Genomic DNA, 16,966 nt, shown 5'->3' on the forward strand with positions numbered 1-16,966 from the left:
AAAGTGGAAAAGCGTAAAGTCTGCCCAGTTTGTGGCTCAACCGAATTCATTTATGATCCCGAGCACGGAGAAATTGTCTGCGCAAAATGTGGATTCGTCATAGAGGAGAATATAGTTGATATGGGGCCGGAATGGAGAGCGTTCGACGCTTCTCAGAGAGAGAAACGTTCTAGAACTGGTGCACCTGAGAGCATTCTTCTTCATGACAAGGGTCTTTCAACTGACATTGGAAGCGACAGGAACGTTACTGGTTTGATGAGAGAGAAGATGTATCGTCTGAGAAAGTGGCAGAGCAGATTAAGAGTTAGCGATGCAGCCGAGCGTAACTTGGCTTTCGCCCTTAGCGAGCTTGATAGAATTGCTTCCCAGCTTAAGCTTCCAAAGCACGTTGAGGAAGAGGCTGCGAGGCTTTACAGAGAGGCCGTGAGAAGAGGGCTTATTAGAGGAAGATCAATTGAGAGCGTTATTGCTGCATGTGTTTACGCTGCTTGTAGGCTCTTAAAAATACCGAGAACCCTCGATGAAATCGCTGATATTGCGAGAGTTGACAAGAAAGAAATCGGTAGGAGCTTTAGATTCATCGCAAGAAATCTTAACTTAACTCCAAAGAAGCTCTTTGTCAAGCCAACTGATTATGTCAACAAGTTCGCTGACGAGCTCGGCTTGAGCGAAAAAGTCAGAAGGAGGGCAATTGAGCTCCTAGAAGAAGCTTACAACAGAGGACTGACAAGCGGTAAGAGTCCTGCTGGACTTGTTGCAGCTGCCCTTTACATCGCCTCACTGCTTGAGGGCGAAAAGAGAACTCAAAGAGAGGTAGCTGAGGTTGCGAGGGTTACTGAAGTGACTGTCAGAAACAGATACAAGGAATTAGTGGAGAAGCTTGGGCTGAAGATAACAATTTGACTTTCCTTTACATTTATCAAGCAAATTGGATGCTCAATACTAGTGCTGATAATGATATCAGAAAATCAAAACAAAAAGAAGAAAATCACTTCTTCCTCATGAACCAGCTCTCCAAAGTTGACTGCTTTCCAGCCTTCATTGCTTTCTTCAGCCTTTCTAGGCCATTCTTTACCCTCTCTTCACTGAAGTCGTGCTCATCACAGAGGAACTTTAAAATGCCTTCCTCATCTGGCATCTTCCAGACAAGCTTGTAATCATCCGTGACAGGTGGATTTAGGAAGAACTCCTTGATTGCATATAAATCAACGTCGCTCATCTTCTGATACTTTTTCAGCGGATCTTTTGAGTATCTGACTATCTCCAAAGCTTTCTTTGGACCAATTCCTTTGATCCCTCCCGGATTATAATCGGTTCCAACCAGAATAGCCAGTTCTATGAGCTTTTCCCTGTCAATCTTCAGTTCTTTTAAAACTTCCTCCAAAACAATTAGCTCTGGCTTCACTTCAACATAAACGTCTTTCCCAGGAAGCTTTCTTCTGCCTGTTATCGTCAAATTCCTAACAAGCCTTGGTGCTCCAAACAAAAGTGAGTCGTAATCCTGAGAAGCTGAAGCCCAGACTTTACCCTTTGACGCCATATAAGCCGCTTGAGCTTCACCTTCACTTGGAGCCTGCACCCATGGAATGCCCATAAGGTCTAACAGCTTTTTGGCATCTTCAATCAGCTGCTCATTCACCCTTGAAGCTCTCTGAGCGTATTTCTTTGCCTCCTCCAAATCACCTCTTGCCAAAGCCTCTTGCCACTTTTCCTCAGCTTCTTCCCTCGCTTCTGCTCTTTTTTCAAGCTCCTTCTTCTTGAATTCTGGTGGCTTTCCATCAAACACATAAGCTGGTTTTATTCCCACTTCCATGAGATTTATCGTTCTGTAGAACAGCCCAGAGAGGTGTGAAGTTATTCTTCCCTTAGAGTCCATGAGGGGTGTTCCATCTCTTTGTCTGATGATAGAGAGGAACTGGTAAATTGCATTCAGAGCATCAATAGCTATTTTCCTTCCGTTTAGGTTTTCAATCTCAATTTCCCTCCTTGGAATGAGCTCGCCTATCTGAACTCCCATCACTCCTCACCTATCTTAATGTATAAGTAGCCCAACACGAATATAAGACCTGCGATTGCAAAGAGCTTTAGGGCATCCAATTCTTTGAAATCAGAAGCAACAACAAGCTTTTGAATGAGAGCTACTATTCCAACTTCTAATATGTGGGTCAGGCTAACACGGTGCTGCCTTAAGTAGATTATCAGAATTCTATAAGTCTCTATGAGAATTATCGTAACAAGGACATTTGCAATCAATAGTTTAGGCTCAGCAACTTTGTATGTGAGCTTGAAGTTCAAATAAATGGAGTACATTGTGAGATAGAGTATAAAGAACAAGGATACCATAACTACCATATCAAAGCATATCTCAAGGGTCTTTCTGAAGGCTTTATGAACCTGCGTATATTGGGCGACTTTCTCTTCTTCCATCTTTGCCATTTTCATCAGCCTACCGGTGTGCTCATCACCCCTCAGATGAGGGGAAGGGTCATCATCACTTTTATTTTTCTGTCTTTGACTTTAAAATATTGTTCCCTTAAGTGAATATGTGACTTTAAAGCGATTTTGGAAAACTACTGATGGCCTGTAAATGTACATAAATTTTTGATTACTCTTCAAAGTTTTTGATTTTTAATTTTTGTGTATTTTGAAATTGGAGCCTTTTTAGTGCTTACTTTTTTTTCAAAACTAATTTTACTATTGCAAATCAAAAAATTTAAATAATCTAATGGGCATAATAGTTATGAAAACTTTCTGTGGTGATGTCAATGAGGTGGAAGTTGCTTGGTGTTTTGTTACTAAGCTTGCTGGTTTTGAGTTCTTTTGGAAGCGCCACAGTGCCAAGTAATGAAGTATCTCCAGCACTTGCTGAAAAAGCTGCCAAAACCTACGTGAATTGGATTGCTACTAACATCCCTGACTTTGAAGAGTGGAAGGGTGCAACTCTTGGAAAACCCATCACTTACTACTTCCCCAATGGTGAGAAAAGTGCTTATGAATTTGCAGTTTTCAAGAACGGTAAAAATGTTGGATTTATCCTCATCTCGGCAAGAAGAGACATGCCCCCAGTTTTGGAGTTCAGCAAGGCAAAACCACCAAGCTGGAATTTAGGAAAAGTTAAAGAACTCGCAGAAAAGAAAGGCTACACGACAGGAAAACTACTCTATTACGGAGCACTAACCTACAGCGTTGATATTGGAAACGGAAAAGCAATAGGCTTAAAAGACCTCAAAGTTAGGAAATACCCAATGAACGTGAAGCTGAAATTCAACAAAGAAAAAGCAAAAAGAGAATGGGAAGAAATTGCAAATACCATGAGTACCACAGATACAAAGGAAGTAGTGCTTCTGGCTACGTGGGTGTCGAATGAGATTGAAGGAGTGCCCTTATGGACATCTACTGATGATGGAAATACTAACGTCCAATATCCAAATAATGTAGGTCCGGACCCTGATCCATGGGATGAATGGGATGGTTGCTCACCAATATCTGCTTCAATGGTCATTGCGTATTATGAACCACAACTACAGGATGATAGGGAGGCAATAATTGATATTCTACACCATACAATGAGAACGAGTGATAGTGGTGGTACTGTGCCCGACAATATCGTTTCGGGAATAAATGACTTTTTTGTCGAATATTACAATTTATACGGTGACCTAATAGTTGATGATCCTTTAGACCATTACTTTAGAGCTGAGATATATTGGCAATTTCCAAACTTCGGCGACTATGAGTTTACAATGTACGATATAATTGAAGAGGTTGACAGTAATCATCCATTCTTGTTAGGCATACACACCTCAAGCTCAGAACCGGGACATACTGTAACGGGAGTAGGATATGCAGGAGGAGCAGGTTATTTTTACATAAAAGTTCATGATCCGAATGGTTTTGTCGACTACATCTTGTATGGCAATTGGGAATACGCTGATTTAGTTAAGATTAGGGCATATGAGGTGTAAATATGAGTACATCAAAATTTCTAAAAGTGCTCTTCCTGTTTTTACTTTTTCTTGGATTCTTAATGCTCAATTATTCACACAAATATAGAAGTAGGATAACTGAAACTGAGACGATGGAAAATATCGAAAAACTAAAACAAGTTCCTGAGGGTCCTTCTCCAGTTAAGGTTTTATACTATTCCCTTTGTGATAGCAGTCTTTCACAGCCATTACCGTTTAAAGAATCTAACTGGACTTCTGGATATCAATTTGACCTTAAGAATTATCTGTTAAAAACCGAAGGCATCGTTGACTCAAAAATTTCGCTTTATAGCAGTGATGCATGCAAGTACATGCCTTTCATTCGAGTGAACATATCAGAATACTTTCCCATTAACATAACCCAAGTATATTTAGCAATTTTTGTCTATCCTTCAAACACAACACTCTGCATAAGGGAATTTGAAAACTTAAAGGCAAAAATAACACAATTAGGTTTCAAAGAATTTCAAGTTCCAAAAGAAATATCATCCAAGGAAACGCCTCATGAACGTATAATAAAGCAGGCATTGTTTACGTGGGGCAATGATACAGTATACGTTGAATGTTCTCACTTCCTAAGCTATAACAGAATTATAATCCTCAAAGGAAAAGAAGAGGATGTCGTAAGATTGGCCTCTGTAATGAAATAGATAGAAATTTCAGCGACAAAGCTTATAGATTGCGATTATAAAATTTGGAGATGATAAAAACGGATAATAAAGACGCTTTTGTCCTTGTGATTCTAGTATGTGGCATTGTGCTGTCTCCCATCTTTCAGTATGCATTAATCTCCATCGCAGAGCTTTTTGGCTTAAAATTGTCTTTCTTCACAGCTTTTGTCATCCCCGCATTAGTCGTCTCATTGCTCCCAGCATTCTACGCAGAAATTTACATCAAAGAGCCTGACACTGCAATAAAAGCATTCATAGCAACATTAATCCTCGCTTTCTTCATACCCTTCATACTATCACTCAGAACAGGTCCAAGCCCTCAAGCGGCAGCTTACCTTACAATACCTCCAAGAGACAGATCCGGCTTTAATTCGCAAAATCATGAATGGCTTGAAGAATATTCATTCCTCCCAAGGAACTACAACGGTATATGGGCTGGACAAGTTTCAGATTATTACATAGCAATCTACACTTGGCGTAAGAACCTTTTCTTGGGTGAATACTTATGTAGGAGAGCCTTCAACTCTGCAGAAAAAGAATTAAAACCCAAAGGATTCGAAGAATTAAACCTAACAATTCAAAGGAAAGCCTACAAGAAAGCTATTTTATCAAACAAGACCACATTAATTTACATCGAATGCTATGAAAAACTCGGATATCCAAGATTAATCTTCCTTGTTGGGAACACCAACAAAACTGAAAAATTCCTCCGATTTATTGAAGACCTTAGATGATGGGATTTTAGAGTCAGATAGCGGTGCCCCTGTTTATTACAGAATATATCCAACGTATAATGTTGTAATTTATGGAACAATTGTAGGTGAAGGAGAAGGAGGAGAGGTTATATACAGTCCAATTGACGGAATAGAGCAAGATTTTGGGATCACTCTTCAGGTGACGTGGTCATGAATAGAAACTACAGAATTGTCATTATAGCTTTAATATTTATTTTCATTTTTTACCCTTATATCTCTCATATCTTCATTGATTATCCTCAAACGACAATCCGTGACCAGTGTGCAGCAATAAAGGGTTTTTCTATCGGTTACATGCCAACATCTAATCTTAATACGTCGTTTGTCATTGGAAACTATATTGTAGTATCAATCCCAAACCAGGGTCCTCTTTCATACCCTTATGTGAAAGAGTGCGTATTCCAAGGAGATAGGATAATAATTGAGGTATACATTGATAATTGCTTTGTTCCATCTTCAGAAAAAAGTGAAAGTGTTTGTCCTCTTTATGGGCATGAAGGAAGTTCCTCCGTTCTTATTGTGGGAGCTAGAAACTTTAATAAGTTCAATAAGATTCGTGTAAATATCTATACAGGATACGAGCTTGAAACAGCAAAAGTAAACAATTTAAAGCTTGAAAAGACCGTTGAATTTGATATAAGATTTTATAGCACAATGTTTAGAAGCCTAATTGTAGTGATTGCGTTTATTTTTGTCAGAATAATGAAATTGCTGTTTCAGAGATTACCATGAGATAATGGTGGAAATCCTCTCACCCAACAATTGTTCAAAACCATTGTTTATTTTAACAAGTGCCGATAGGACAATCGGCAAATTGATAAGAGAAAAGTTATAACTGATTTTTCAGATTAACCTTTGTAAAGTTTATCGAGGTGAAGGAAATGAGTATTGAGGCACTATTCAAGCCAAAGAGCGTTGCCGTCATTGGAGCTTCTGGAAAGCCAGGAAAGATAGGCTATGCCATCATGAAGAACCTCATTGAGTACGGCTATGAAGGAAAAATATATGCAGTCAATGTCAAAGGCGGAGAAATTGAGATAGACGGGAGAAAATTCAAGGTTTACAAGAGTATTCTTGATGTTCCTGATGAAGTTGATATGGCTGTTGTTGTTGTCCCAGCCAAGTTTGTTCCTCAGGTTGTTGAGGAATGTGGAAAGAAAGGAGTTAAAGTATTACCTATCATAAGCTCAGGATTTGGTGAGCTTGGACCAGAAGGCAAAAAGATCGAAGAGCAGCTGGTAGAGACAGCCCACAAGTATGGAATGAGAATTCTCGGTCCAAACATCTTTGGTGTCGTTTACACCCCAGCAAAGCTCAACGCAACCTTTGGTCCAACAGATGTTATGCCAGGCAATTTAGCCTTGATCAGCCAGAGCGGTGCTCTCGGTATAGCTCTTATGGGATGGACAATTCTCGAGAAAGTTGGTCTCTCAGCAGTTGTCAGCGTTGGAAACAAGAGCGACATTGATGATGCCGACCTTTTGGAGTACTTCAAAGACGACGAGAACACAAAGGCAATCCTCATCTACATGGAAGGTGTCAAAGACGGTAGGAAGTTCATGGAAGTTGCAAAAGAGGTTAGCATGAAGAAGCCAATCATAGTCATTAAGGCCGGAAGAAGTGAGAGGGGTGCAAAGGCAGCGGCATCACACACAGGTAGCTTAGCAGGTGCTGATAGCATTTACACCGCAGCATTCAAGCAGAGCGGTGTTTTGAGAGCATTAACAATTGGCGAAGCCTTCGACTGGGCAAGAACACTCAGCAACTTACCAGAACCACCAGGAGAGAACGTTGTAATTATCACAAACGGCGGTGGAATTGGAGTTATGGCTACTGATGCAGCTGAAGAGGAAGGATTAAAGCTCTATGACAACCTTGAGGAGCTTAAGATCTTTGCAAACCACATGCCACCATTCGGAAGCTACAAGAACCCGGTTGACTTGACTGGTATGGCAGATGCAAAGGCTTATGAGGGTGCTATTAGAGATGCTTTAGCCCATCCAGAGATGCATGCAGTAGCTGTTCTCTACTGTCAGACCGCTGTTTTAGACCCAAGAGACCTTGCAAGGATAGTCATTGATGCGTACGAGGAGAGCGGAAAGAAGAAGCCAATAGTCGTTGCAATCGTTGGTGGAATTGAGGCAAAGGAGGCAATTGATATCCTTAACGAGAACGGAATTCCAGCATACCCAGAGCCAGAGAGGGCTATCAAGTCACTGGCCGCTCTGTACAGATGGAGCAAGTGGAAGGCTAGCAAGAGAAAAGAGTGATTACCTTTTTCTCACTCTCTTACTTCTTGTGAAAACACTTAATAACTTCCTATGTCAAATTATTCTATAGGGAGAAGTATGTTAATCGGCTTAATCTCCGATATCCACTCTAACTGGGAAGCGCTTCAAGCTGTATGGAGAGAAGTGAAGAAAGCAGATGTAATCTTCTGCATGGGTGATTTAGTTGGCTATGGCGCAAATCCCAATGAAGTTGTTGAATTCTTCAAGGAGCAGATGAAAAAGAGAGAAATTCTATGTGTAAGAGGGAATCACGACAACGCTGTTGCTTTTGGCATAGATTGGGGATTTAATCCCTATGCCAGAGCGGCTGTGAGATTGCATCAGCAAGTTATGAGCACTGAGAACCTCGAATTTTTAAGGAGATTGCCGATAAGACAGCTCTTTACTGATGATACTGGTAGGAGCTATCTCATAATCCATGGCTCTCCAAGAGCACCTTTGGATGAGTATTTATTTCCTTGGTTCCCAGACAGCGAGCTTAGAGACATTTTGAGCTATGTAAAGCAAGATGATTTGGTTGTTGGTCATACTCACATGCCGATGCTTGGGGAAATTGAAGGGAGGAGAATAATAAATCCCGGCGGAGTTGGGCAGCCGAGAGACGGAGATTGGAGGGCTGCTTATGCCTTCATTGATACAGAGACTCAAGAAGTCATTTTTGAGAGGGTTGAGTATGACATTGATAAAGCCGTGAGAAAAATAATTGACGCTGGGCTACCCAAGTTTTTGGCTTATAGACTTTACGAAGGATATTAAACAGAAGGAGGATCAAGGAGACTGGAGCTTTTCTTTCACAGTCCTCAATCTTCTGAGCTTAGACTTAACTGCCAACTTTGAGGAGTCAATTATTATCACTTCTCCAATGCTTTTGACGGCACTTATTGGGATTAAAAGTAGCCCCTCGTGGTCAGTGACAAATTCACTTGTATCTAAATCTTCATCTGGTTCAGCTACAATTACAAGCAAATCACCAGTTTCTTCATCAAAGCTCAAATCATAAACCCATCCGAGTCTTATCCCTGTGTCTGTAATGAGCTCAACATCCCTAAGCTTTGAAGCCTTTATCTTTACCATCTTTGCCACCTCAGAATTTTAAACTATAGTATTAGTCGGGGTTTTTGTATAAAAATCTTTTCTGCATGAGCAGAAACTGAAAAGTGAAATGAAAAATAAAAAGCAAATCCCTACTCAGCCTGTGAAGTAATCCATCTCCTTTCTCTCTTTAGGTGCCTTTCTGCTCTCTTCAAACTGTTTGTAGTACTCAATCATGTATTTTGTAACACTCGGCCTTATCTTCTTCATAGCTTCTTCAAAGTCCTTCCGCGAGACTTTGAGCTTTTCAAGGAATTCCTCACTTTGTTCTTCTACAAGCTCCCTTGAGGTTTTTGCAACTGCTCTCCTTAAAGCGTTCATTGCCGCCTCCCTCACAAGTGCTGCTATATCTGCTCCAGTATATCCCTCAAGCTTCTTGGCAAGCTCTTTTAAGTTCACATCTTCTGCCAAGGGCACTCTCCTTGTGTGGACTTTTAGAATTTCATATCTTGCTGTCTCGTCTGGTGCTGGAACCAAAATCAAGCGGTCGAATCTGCCCGGTCTGAGCAGTGCCGGATCTAAAATGTCCGGTCTGTTAGTTGCTGCAATAACAACAACACCACTGTTCTCCTCAATACCATCCATCTCTGTGAGGAACTGGTTAATTATTCTATCAGTAACCCTGTTGACATCGCCTCCTCTCATTGGGGCAATTGAGTCAATTTCGTCAATGAAGATTACCGTTGGTGCAGCCTGTCTTGCTTTCCTGAATATTTCTCTGATTCTCTTTTCGCTCTCTCCTACCCATTTGCTTAAAACTTCTGGGCCTCTAATCCCAATGAAGTTAGCCTCACTCTCTGTTGCAACAGCTTTAGCGAGCATTGTCTTACCAGTTCCTGGTGGACCGTAGAGGAGAATTCCTTTCGGTGGAGTTATTCCCAAACGCTGAAAGGCCTTTGGATACTTGAGCGGCCACTCAACTGCTTCTCTGAGTGCTTGCTTCACATCTTCTAATCCTCCAATGTCCTCCCAGTGAACATTTGGAACTTCAAGCATCACTTCCCTCAAAGCTGATGGCTCAACCATCTTCAAAGCTTCATAGAAGTCCTCTTTAGTAACTTTAAGCTCTTGGAGAACTTCTGGTGCAATCTTTTCTTCTTCTGGATTAATCTTACCCTCCTGGATTAGCCTCCTCAGAACAACCATTGCAGCTTCTCTCGCTAAAGCTGCCAAGTCCGCTCCAACAAATCCGTGTGTCTTTTCTGCTAGCTCATCGAGCATTTTATCAATCAGCTTAGTCTTAACTTCGCGGTAAATTTCCCCGTCACTCTTGAGGATTTCTTTTATCTCATCTTCGTCTTTAGCTTTCTCAACTTTCTTAATGATCTCTTCGAGCTTCTCTTTATCAAAGCGCTCTTCTTTGAGTAAGCCTTTAAGAACTTTCAAAACTGACGGCTTATCGTAGTCCGGCTCAAGAGGCATTCCTCTGGTGTGGATTTGGAGGATTTCTTTTCTACCCTGCTTGTCTGGAACACCAACTTCAATTTCTCTATCAAACCTTCCAGGCCTTCTCAAAGCTGGGTCAATTGCATCAGGTCTGTTTGTCGCAGCTATGACAATGACCTTCCCCCTCTTCTTCAATCCATCCATCAAGGTCAAGAGCTGACTAACAACCCTCTTCTCGACTTCTCCGGTAACCTCTTCTCTCTTTGGTGCAATTGCGTCAATCTCATCAATGAAGATTATACTTGGAGCGTTTTCCTCAGCCTCCTTAAAGACCTCTCTCAGACGCTCTTCACTCTCACCGTAGAATTTGCTCATAATTTCTGGACCGTTGATGGCTATAAAGTGAGCGTTGGTTTCATTTGCCACAGCTTTTGCAAGTAAAGTCTTACCCGTTCCTGGTGGACCGTAGAGCAAAACTCCCTTAGGTGGCTCAATTCCGAGACGTTCAAACAGTTCTGGGTGCTTCAAAGGCAACTCAACCATTTCCCTGATCTTCTGAATCGCATCCTTGAGACCGCCGATGTCTTCATATGTAACCTCTGGAACCTTCTCTTCCCTAACTTCGACTGCTTGGGGAAGAACTTCAATTTCAGTGTTGTATGTTATCTGAACTATCCCTTTGGGATTTGTGTTCACGACAATAAACTTTAATTCACCAAAAGCCAATGGAAGTGCTTCAAAGAAGCCTCTAAAGAACTCATCAAAAGGAGAGCCTGTATAGAACTCTTCTCTTCCACTAGCCACTATAATGTCGCCTTTTACAACTGGCCTCCCAAGGAGGTTCTGCTTAATCATCTCTCCTGGAATCTGGATGAAAACTCCCTTCTGAGCTGGCGCTAGGACAACTTTTTTTGCTTCTTTGACTTCAGCTCTTCTAACAGTTACATAGTCCCCGATGCTGACCCCAGCATTTCTTCTGATATAGCCATCCATTCTAATTATATCTAACCCCCTGTCATCTGGATGGGCATTTGCAACAATTGCAGCAGTTGTTCTCTCTCCCTCAAGCTCAACTATGTCTCCAGGTTCAACCCCTAGCTCGCGCTGATATTTTCTGTCAAATCTAACTATCCCTCTTCCTACATCTCTTTTCAGTGCCTCAGCAACCCTAAGTTTGATTTCATCTTTAATCTCGTCCTTTTTTCCTAAAATCATCTTTACACCTCCTTTGGTGAATCTCAATAGCTTCCTCCAACGTTAAATTACCCTTAGCAACCTCACGTGCAAGCTCAGATGAAATTGTAATCCTACCTCCACTCATAATTCTGCTCCTGCTCTTTATATGCTCAATCTCCTTTTTAGTTGGCTCGTTTGTGTAAATCAATTCTCCAATTTTAACTTCTCTCCCTTCCCTTAAAGCTATGTTGATTGATGCAACTATATCTTGAACTTGAGATCCTTCAACACCGCCCACTTTAGGTGTCGTTCCTCTCTCGTTCACGAGGATTACTGGATAATCTTCACCTAAAACCCTTGCAAGAGCTTTGAGCATTAATATACGGTGCCTTTTTGCTCCATGCCCAATCTTGATTTTTGCCTTTGGATACTTCTCGAGAAGTTCGAGGATTATATCCACGTCTTTAGGACTTTTTAAATGATACACCTCAACTATCCTATTGTCGCCAACAACTGCAACTCCAGGCCTCTCTCCGGGATCTATTGCAATAAAAACTTTTTTGAATCTCTTCCTTCCCTCAAGTCTTGCTAAAAGCTCATCTATGAAGTTCTCGTTCTTAACGATTATCTTAACTGGAAAGTTGATTTTATCATAATCCTCTTTACTTGTCAGAACAACCTCAACGTCAAAAGGAATTTTCTCATCTAAGCGGAGGCTGTAAAAAGGCATTCTATACTCCTTAAGCACCTTTGAAGCAATATAGTACACGCGAGCATTTCTTGTTACAATCGCAACTCTCATGGTTTGAGATACGCAGTTAGGTGTTAAAAAGGTTGAGGGAACAAGGTAAATCAAAGTGCTTACCTAAAGCTTTTTTATTAAAAGACTGAGCTTTTTATGGTGATGGTATGGCGTTCCTAAAGGTTGTTCCTCTGGAAGAGGCTTTGAATGTTATCAATTCATTCCCCTTAGAACCTAAAATTGAAGAGATAAAGCTCGAAGAAGCTTTGGGAAGAGTGCTGGCTGAAGATATAAAGAGCCAAATTGATGTTCCCCCATTCGATAGGGCAACCGTCGATGGGTATGCTGTAAAAAGCAAAGATACATGGGGTGCAAGCGAAACTAATCCCGTAAAATTAAAAGTTGTTGGGGAAATAAACGCTGGGGATACTCCAAAGATAGAGCTGAAAGATGGAGAAAGCGTTTACATTTCAACAGGTGCACCTCTGCCAAAAGGAGCAGATGCAGTTATTCCTTTTGAAGACGTTGATAGGGAAAACGAGTGGGTAATTATCTACAAGCCAGTGTATCCACAATCTGGTGTCATGAAAGCTGGAGCGGATATACCAAAAGGAAAGCTTCTGCTGAAGAAAGGAACAAGGCTGGGCTTTAAAGAGACTGCTCTGCTTTCTGCCATCGGTTTTGAAAAAGTCAAGGTTTTTGCAAAGCCCAAAGTTGCTGTGATAAGCACGGGAAATGAGATTATTTTACCAGGTAAAGAGCTGAAATATGGCCAGATTTATGACATAAACGGCAGAGCAGTAAGTGACGCTGTGAGAGAGCTCGGGGGGGAAGCATATTTCCTGGGAATAGCCAGAGACAACAAAGAGAGCTTAAAAGAAAAGATACTTGAGGGGCTGAAGTATGACATTATAATCCTTTCAGGAGGAGCGAGCGGAGGAATTAGGGATTTAACAGCATCAATAATTGAAGAACTCGGCGAGATAAAGGTTCACGGCATAGCTATTCAGCCGGGCAAGCCAACAATAATTGGGCTCATAGATGGAAAACCCATCTTTGGTCTGCCAGGATATCCAACTTCATGTTTAACCAACTTCACTTTGCTAGTCGCTCCCCTCATTAGAAAGCTCCTCGGTCAGAATCAGGAGTACAGAAAAGTCAAGAAAAAGCTCGCCCACAAAGTTTTCTCTGTAAAAGGAAGAAGACAGTTCTTGCCAGTGAGGATTGAAGATGATAAAGCCGTGCCAATACTAAAGGGAAGCGGCGCTGTTACTAGCTTCATTGATGCAGATGGATTTATAGAAGTGCCTGAGAACGTTGAGATACTCGACGAAGGAGAAGAAGTTGAGGTGATATTGTTTGGTGTTTGAATTTTGCTTTATCATTTTATCAATCTCACTAACAAATGATTTTTAAACTTCTTCTTCGCTTTAAATTCTTAGGTGAATGCTATGCTTGACATAAAGCTCATTCGTGAAAACCCCGACATTGTTAGGGGCGATCTCATAAAGCGCGGTGAACTTGAAAAGCTTAAATGGATTGACGAAATTCTCGAGCTTGACAAGAAGTGGAGGGAGAACCTCAGGAAGATCAATCAGCTGAGAAGGGAGAGAAACAGAATAGCGGTCGAGATAGGCAAAAGAAAGAAAGCCGGAGAAAGCGTAGATGATTTACTTGCAAAGAGCAAAGAGATAGTCAAGCAGATTGAAGATATTGAGAGGGAAAACGAAGAGATAAGGAAGAAAATTGACTTTTACCTTTGGAGATTGCCAAACATAACCCATGAAAGCGTTCCAATCGGAAAGGACGATACAGAAAATGTTCCAATAAAGTTCTGGGGCAAGGCAAGAGTCTGGAAAGGCCACCTCGAGAGCTTCCTTGAGCAGAGCCAAGGAAAGATGGAGTACGAAATTTTAGAGTGGAAGCCAAAGCTTCACGTTGACTTACTCGAGATTTTGAGGGGCGCAGATTTTGAAAGAGCTGCAAAGGTCAGCGGTTCAAGGTTTTACTACCTCCTCAATGAGATTGTAATCCTCGACTTAGCTTTAATTAGATTCGCTCTTGACAAGCTGATTGAGAAGGGCTTTACTCCAGTGATCCCTCCATATATGGTTAGAAGATACGTTGAGGAAGGCGTTACAACCTTTGACGACTTTGAAAACGTAATTTACAAGGTTGAAGGCGAGGACTTGTATCTGATCCCAACAGCAGAGCACCCATTAGCCGGAATGCATGCCAACGAGATAATTGACGGAAAAGATTTGCCACTCCTTTATGTTGGAGTCTCACCGTGCTTCCGTAAAGAGGCAGGAACTGCTGGAAAGGACACAAAGGGAATTTTCAGGGTTCACCAGTTCCACAAGGTTGAGCAGTTTGTCTATTCAAGACCAGAAGAGAGCTGGGAGTGGCATGAAAAGCTCCTCCAGAATGCTGAAGAGCTGTTTCAAGAACTTGGAATTCCTTATCGCGTAGTCAACATCTGTACTGGAGATTTAGGCTATGTTGCCGCCAAGAAGTACGACATTGAAGCATGGATGCCTGGTCAAGGAAAGTTCAGAGAAGTTGTCAGCTGTTCAAACTGTACCGACTGGCAGGCAAGAAGGTTGAACATAAGATTCAGAGACAAGACTCACGAGAAGCCCAAGTTCGTGCACACTTTAAATTCAACAGCAATAGCAACCTCAAGGACCATTGTTGCCATTTTGGAGAACTTCCAGGAAGAGGATGGAACAGTTAAGATACCAAAGGCATTGTGGAAGTACACAGGATTCAAAGAGATTGTGCCAGCAGATAAAAAAGAGAAATGCTGTCAAGGTTGACTTTTATTCTTAACTCTCTCCTCAAGCCTTCTTTTACGCTTCTCTTTCTGCTCTCTCAAATAAGGATACCTCATGATATGTCCGCATTCAAGGCATTTGATTACGATATGTGGCATTCTCTTCTGCCTCAGCCTAACTTGAGCGTTAACTCCTGGCACTAAAAATGAATGGCATCTTTTACAATATCGCCGCTTCCACTTTCTCGGCATTCTCACTTTAGCTTTCTGCTGCACAGCTAGAGCTATTTCAACATATCTATTGGCTAATTCCTTATCATAAGGAAAAACTCTCTCAGCTAATGTGAAGAGAATGTTAATTCTTTCTAAAGCGATTTTCCTCTTCTCCCTCTGCTCCTTCTTTCTCAAGAACTTCTTTGACATTTCAACCACTTCACTCTGGCTTTATCATTTTAAGCTTTCCAAAGAATGGTTCATAAAGGTGCCCTTCTGCAATTAAGCGGTCTATGATCTCTTTGGCATATGCCTCTTTAAATCCATATTCAAGCAACGCCCTATAGAATTCCTCTCTAGTGACAGTCCCATCAATAGACGTTGCTTCCAAGTCCATGAAAATACTCAGCGCAGTATTTGCCCTCTTATCCCTGCTAATGTATCTCTCATAAGTTTCCACAGCCCTCAATATGACTTTCTCTGGCAGTTCATTCATCCACAAATCGAGAATCTCTTGGTTTATAACCAGGACATCATTGATAATGCCTGTATCAATTTTCCCTTCAAATCTCCCAATCGAACCCAAAATATGAGCGCTCAGCAAATATCTCGTGTTAGTCTCAAATATCATGCCTTTGAGCCTCAAGGCGTCAAATTTTTCGCCATATTCATGACGGTTCCTCATTATCCAGTGCTCAAATCTGTCTCTGAATTTCCTCATAACTTCATCCCCAGCACTAAGTGAGGCTATTTTCTCTCTTTCTTTGAAGATAGTTATGATAACATTTGGAATCAAATCTTCAAGTTCTCTATTCCTTTCATAACCAATAGGTTCGTTGAGAATGAATGGGGTTTCAGAAGAGTAAGCTAGTGGATCGTCTGGCGATAGTAGGCTGTATTTCTTTGGTGTCAAAAACACGGCATTTTTGTTTTCAAAATGTTCAATAGCCCAGTTTGGGGCGGGGATTTCTCTTGTGAGGATTTTCTTGTTGTATGGGACATAGTATTTCAGGTCTGTATTGTTGGAATCAAAGAGAACGAAGTCTAAATCGAGCTCTGGGTCAACAAAAGTTTCTTTGTCATCCTTTCTTAGCTGTAACTCTCTTGGAAGAAGGGATGATATATAGTGCATAGCTTCCCAAACTGATAGAATAATTTTTTGCTCATCCTTGAATACTGAAAAAGTAACCCCTTCTCCCCAGTTCTTTTTTGCACCCACAATTATTGGGGAAGCAAAGAGGGAGTAAATTACAGCTTTCTCAAGGTCATAGTTGGCATATATAGTTTTCATGAACAAGTCCTCAAGTTCTCTCTTGCTTAAAGCCATTTCCTCATATTCGAGCCAATAATCAGAGTAATCTGCACTCTCAAGAGATTCAACATGGATCATACGCAAGTTTCCATATGGATAGCTGTCAATAATTCCGCTGACTTTTACGTATTCTCCGCTCCTAAATCTAGCATTAACTTTGCTGTTTTCAGTGAGTCTGAGGATAAGATATGCTCTCAGCTCAGCTTTTTTAAGTTCGCTTGGAGAGAGAGGCGAAAGGATATAGTAGAGAGCATCCTTTGGAGCATAAGGCGGCTGTTTAAGGATCAAAAAACCTTGAATTTCAACAGGTTCACAATTTTTTAAGCTCTGGATTTTACTCTGAAAATCTCTAACCCTTTTAGCGGGCGTAAGCTTTTCTCGTCTTCCAACAAGCCTTAGAAGTTTAAACGCATAATCCTCCATCAAACTTAACATTTACCGAAATGTTTATAAATCCTCCTTTGAAGGTATGTATCGGTACGGCGGCCATAGCGGCGGGGCCACACCCGGTCTCGTTTCGACCCCGGAAGTTAAGCCCGCCAGCGATCCCGGGTGTACTGCCCTCC

Annotated in this window: 17 protein-coding genes and 1 other annotated feature; of the genes, 10 read left to right on the forward strand and 7 right to left on the reverse strand. The window is 41.4% G+C overall.

What is annotated here, in order from left to right; translation table 11 throughout:
- Window positions 1–3: 3 nt before the first annotated feature.
- Complete coding sequence (locus tag E3E24_RS11520; RefSeq protein WP_167885978.1) at window positions 4–903, forward strand: transcription initiation factor IIB; 900 nt, start codon at window positions 4–6, stop codon at window positions 901–903.
- 85 nt (window positions 904–988) lie between these two features.
- On the opposite strand, the gene fen is transcribed toward E3E24_RS11520, so the two are convergent.
- Together fen and E3E24_RS11530 are read right to left on the reverse strand one after the other, a co-directional pair.
- Entirely contained in the window at window positions 989–2,017 is a 1,029-nt protein-coding gene (gene fen / locus E3E24_RS11525) for a flap endonuclease-1 (RefSeq protein WP_167885979.1), read from the reverse strand.
- Complete coding sequence (locus tag E3E24_RS11530) at window positions 2,017–2,436, reverse strand: phosphate-starvation-inducible PsiE family protein (protein WP_167885980.1); 420 nt, start codon at window positions 2,434–2,436, stop codon at window positions 2,017–2,019. The genes fen and E3E24_RS11530 overlap by 1 nt, the downstream gene beginning before the upstream one ends.
- A 329-nt stretch (window positions 2,437–2,765) precedes the next feature.
- Between E3E24_RS11530 and E3E24_RS11535 the strand changes: the two genes are divergently transcribed.
- From E3E24_RS11535 to E3E24_RS11565, 7 genes are all read left to right on the forward strand, one after another.
- Window positions 2,766–3,965, forward strand: a complete 1,200-nt coding sequence (locus E3E24_RS11535) for a C39 family peptidase (protein WP_167885981.1) — start codon at window positions 2,766–2,768, stop codon at window positions 3,963–3,965.
- 2 nt (window positions 3,966–3,967) lie between these two features.
- Window positions 3,968–4,636, forward strand: coding sequence for a hypothetical protein (locus E3E24_RS11540; RefSeq protein WP_167885982.1), 669 nt, complete (start codon window positions 3,968–3,970; stop codon window positions 4,634–4,636).
- A 50-nt stretch (window positions 4,637–4,686) separates the two neighbouring features.
- Complete coding sequence (locus tag E3E24_RS11545) at window positions 4,687–5,391, forward strand: hypothetical protein (RefSeq protein WP_167916050.1); 705 nt, start codon at window positions 4,687–4,689, stop codon at window positions 5,389–5,391.
- A complete protein-coding gene (locus E3E24_RS11550; RefSeq protein ID WP_167916051.1) occupies window positions 5,375–5,566 on the forward strand; it encodes a hypothetical protein in 192 nt (63 codons plus the stop codon). Before E3E24_RS11545 ends, E3E24_RS11550 begins: the two co-directional genes overlap by 17 nt.
- On the forward strand, window positions 5,563–6,144 hold the full coding sequence (locus E3E24_RS11555) for a hypothetical protein (RefSeq protein WP_167916052.1): 582 nt from the start codon (window positions 5,563–5,565) through the stop codon (window positions 6,142–6,144). Before E3E24_RS11550 ends, E3E24_RS11555 begins: the two co-directional genes overlap by 4 nt.
- Window positions 6,145–6,293: 149 nt before the next feature.
- Window positions 6,294–7,682, forward strand: a complete 1,389-nt coding sequence (gene acs / locus E3E24_RS11560) for an acetate--CoA ligase alpha subunit (RefSeq protein WP_167885985.1) — start codon at window positions 6,294–6,296, stop codon at window positions 7,680–7,682.
- Between the two features lie 78 nt (window positions 7,683–7,760).
- Entirely contained in the window at window positions 7,761–8,459 is a 699-nt protein-coding gene (locus E3E24_RS11565; protein ID WP_167916053.1) for a metallophosphoesterase, read from the forward strand.
- A 12-nt stretch (window positions 8,460–8,471) separates the two neighbouring features.
- Here E3E24_RS11565 and E3E24_RS11570 read toward each other — a convergent pair whose 3' ends face one another.
- From E3E24_RS11570 to E3E24_RS11580, 3 genes are all read right to left on the reverse strand, one after another.
- Window positions 8,472–8,777, reverse strand: coding sequence for a PRC-barrel domain-containing protein (locus tag E3E24_RS11570; protein WP_042681130.1), 306 nt, complete (start codon window positions 8,775–8,777; stop codon window positions 8,472–8,474).
- Window positions 8,778–8,891: 114 nt separating this feature from the next.
- Entirely contained in the window at window positions 8,892–11,396 is a 2,505-nt protein-coding gene (locus tag E3E24_RS11575; RefSeq protein ID WP_167885987.1) for a CDC48 family AAA ATPase, read from the reverse strand.
- Complete coding sequence (locus tag E3E24_RS11580) at window positions 11,368–12,159, reverse strand: hypothetical protein (RefSeq protein WP_167885988.1); 792 nt, start codon at window positions 12,157–12,159, stop codon at window positions 11,368–11,370. The genes E3E24_RS11575 and E3E24_RS11580 overlap by 29 nt, the downstream gene beginning before the upstream one ends.
- Before the next feature lie 107 nt (window positions 12,160–12,266).
- Here E3E24_RS11580 and glp point away from each other — a divergent pair, with 107 nt between their 5' ends.
- Window positions 12,267–13,469: a gephyrin-like molybdotransferase Glp gene (gene glp / locus E3E24_RS11585; protein ID WP_167885989.1), complete on the forward strand. Its 1,203-nt coding sequence runs from the start codon at window positions 12,267–12,269 to the stop codon at window positions 13,467–13,469.
- Window positions 13,470–13,550: 81 nt separating this feature from the next.
- The gene (gene serS / locus E3E24_RS11590) at window positions 13,551–14,918 is read left to right on the forward strand and encodes a serine--tRNA ligase (protein ID WP_167885990.1); all 1,368 of its coding nucleotides are present in this window, start codon (window positions 13,551–13,553) and stop codon (window positions 14,916–14,918) included.
- On the opposite strand, the gene E3E24_RS11595 is transcribed toward serS, so the two are convergent.
- Window positions 14,909–15,298, reverse strand: coding sequence for a ribonuclease P protein component 4 (locus tag E3E24_RS11595; protein ID WP_167885991.1), 390 nt, complete (start codon window positions 15,296–15,298; stop codon window positions 14,909–14,911). The two genes, serS and E3E24_RS11595, sit on opposite strands and share 10 nt — an antisense overlap.
- Before the next feature lie 10 nt (window positions 15,299–15,308).
- The gene (locus E3E24_RS11600) at window positions 15,309–16,823 is read right to left on the reverse strand and encodes a hypothetical protein (protein ID WP_167885992.1); all 1,515 of its coding nucleotides are present in this window, start codon (window positions 16,821–16,823) and stop codon (window positions 15,309–15,311) included.
- A gap of 55 nt (window positions 16,824–16,878) precedes the next feature.
- Window positions 16,879–16,966 (forward strand) — a sequence feature (5S ribosomal RNA rRNA prediction is too short).

The organism is Thermococcus sp. LS2, assembly GCF_012027375.1.
GTDB lineage: Archaea > Methanobacteriota_B > Thermococci > Thermococcales > Thermococcaceae > Thermococcus_B.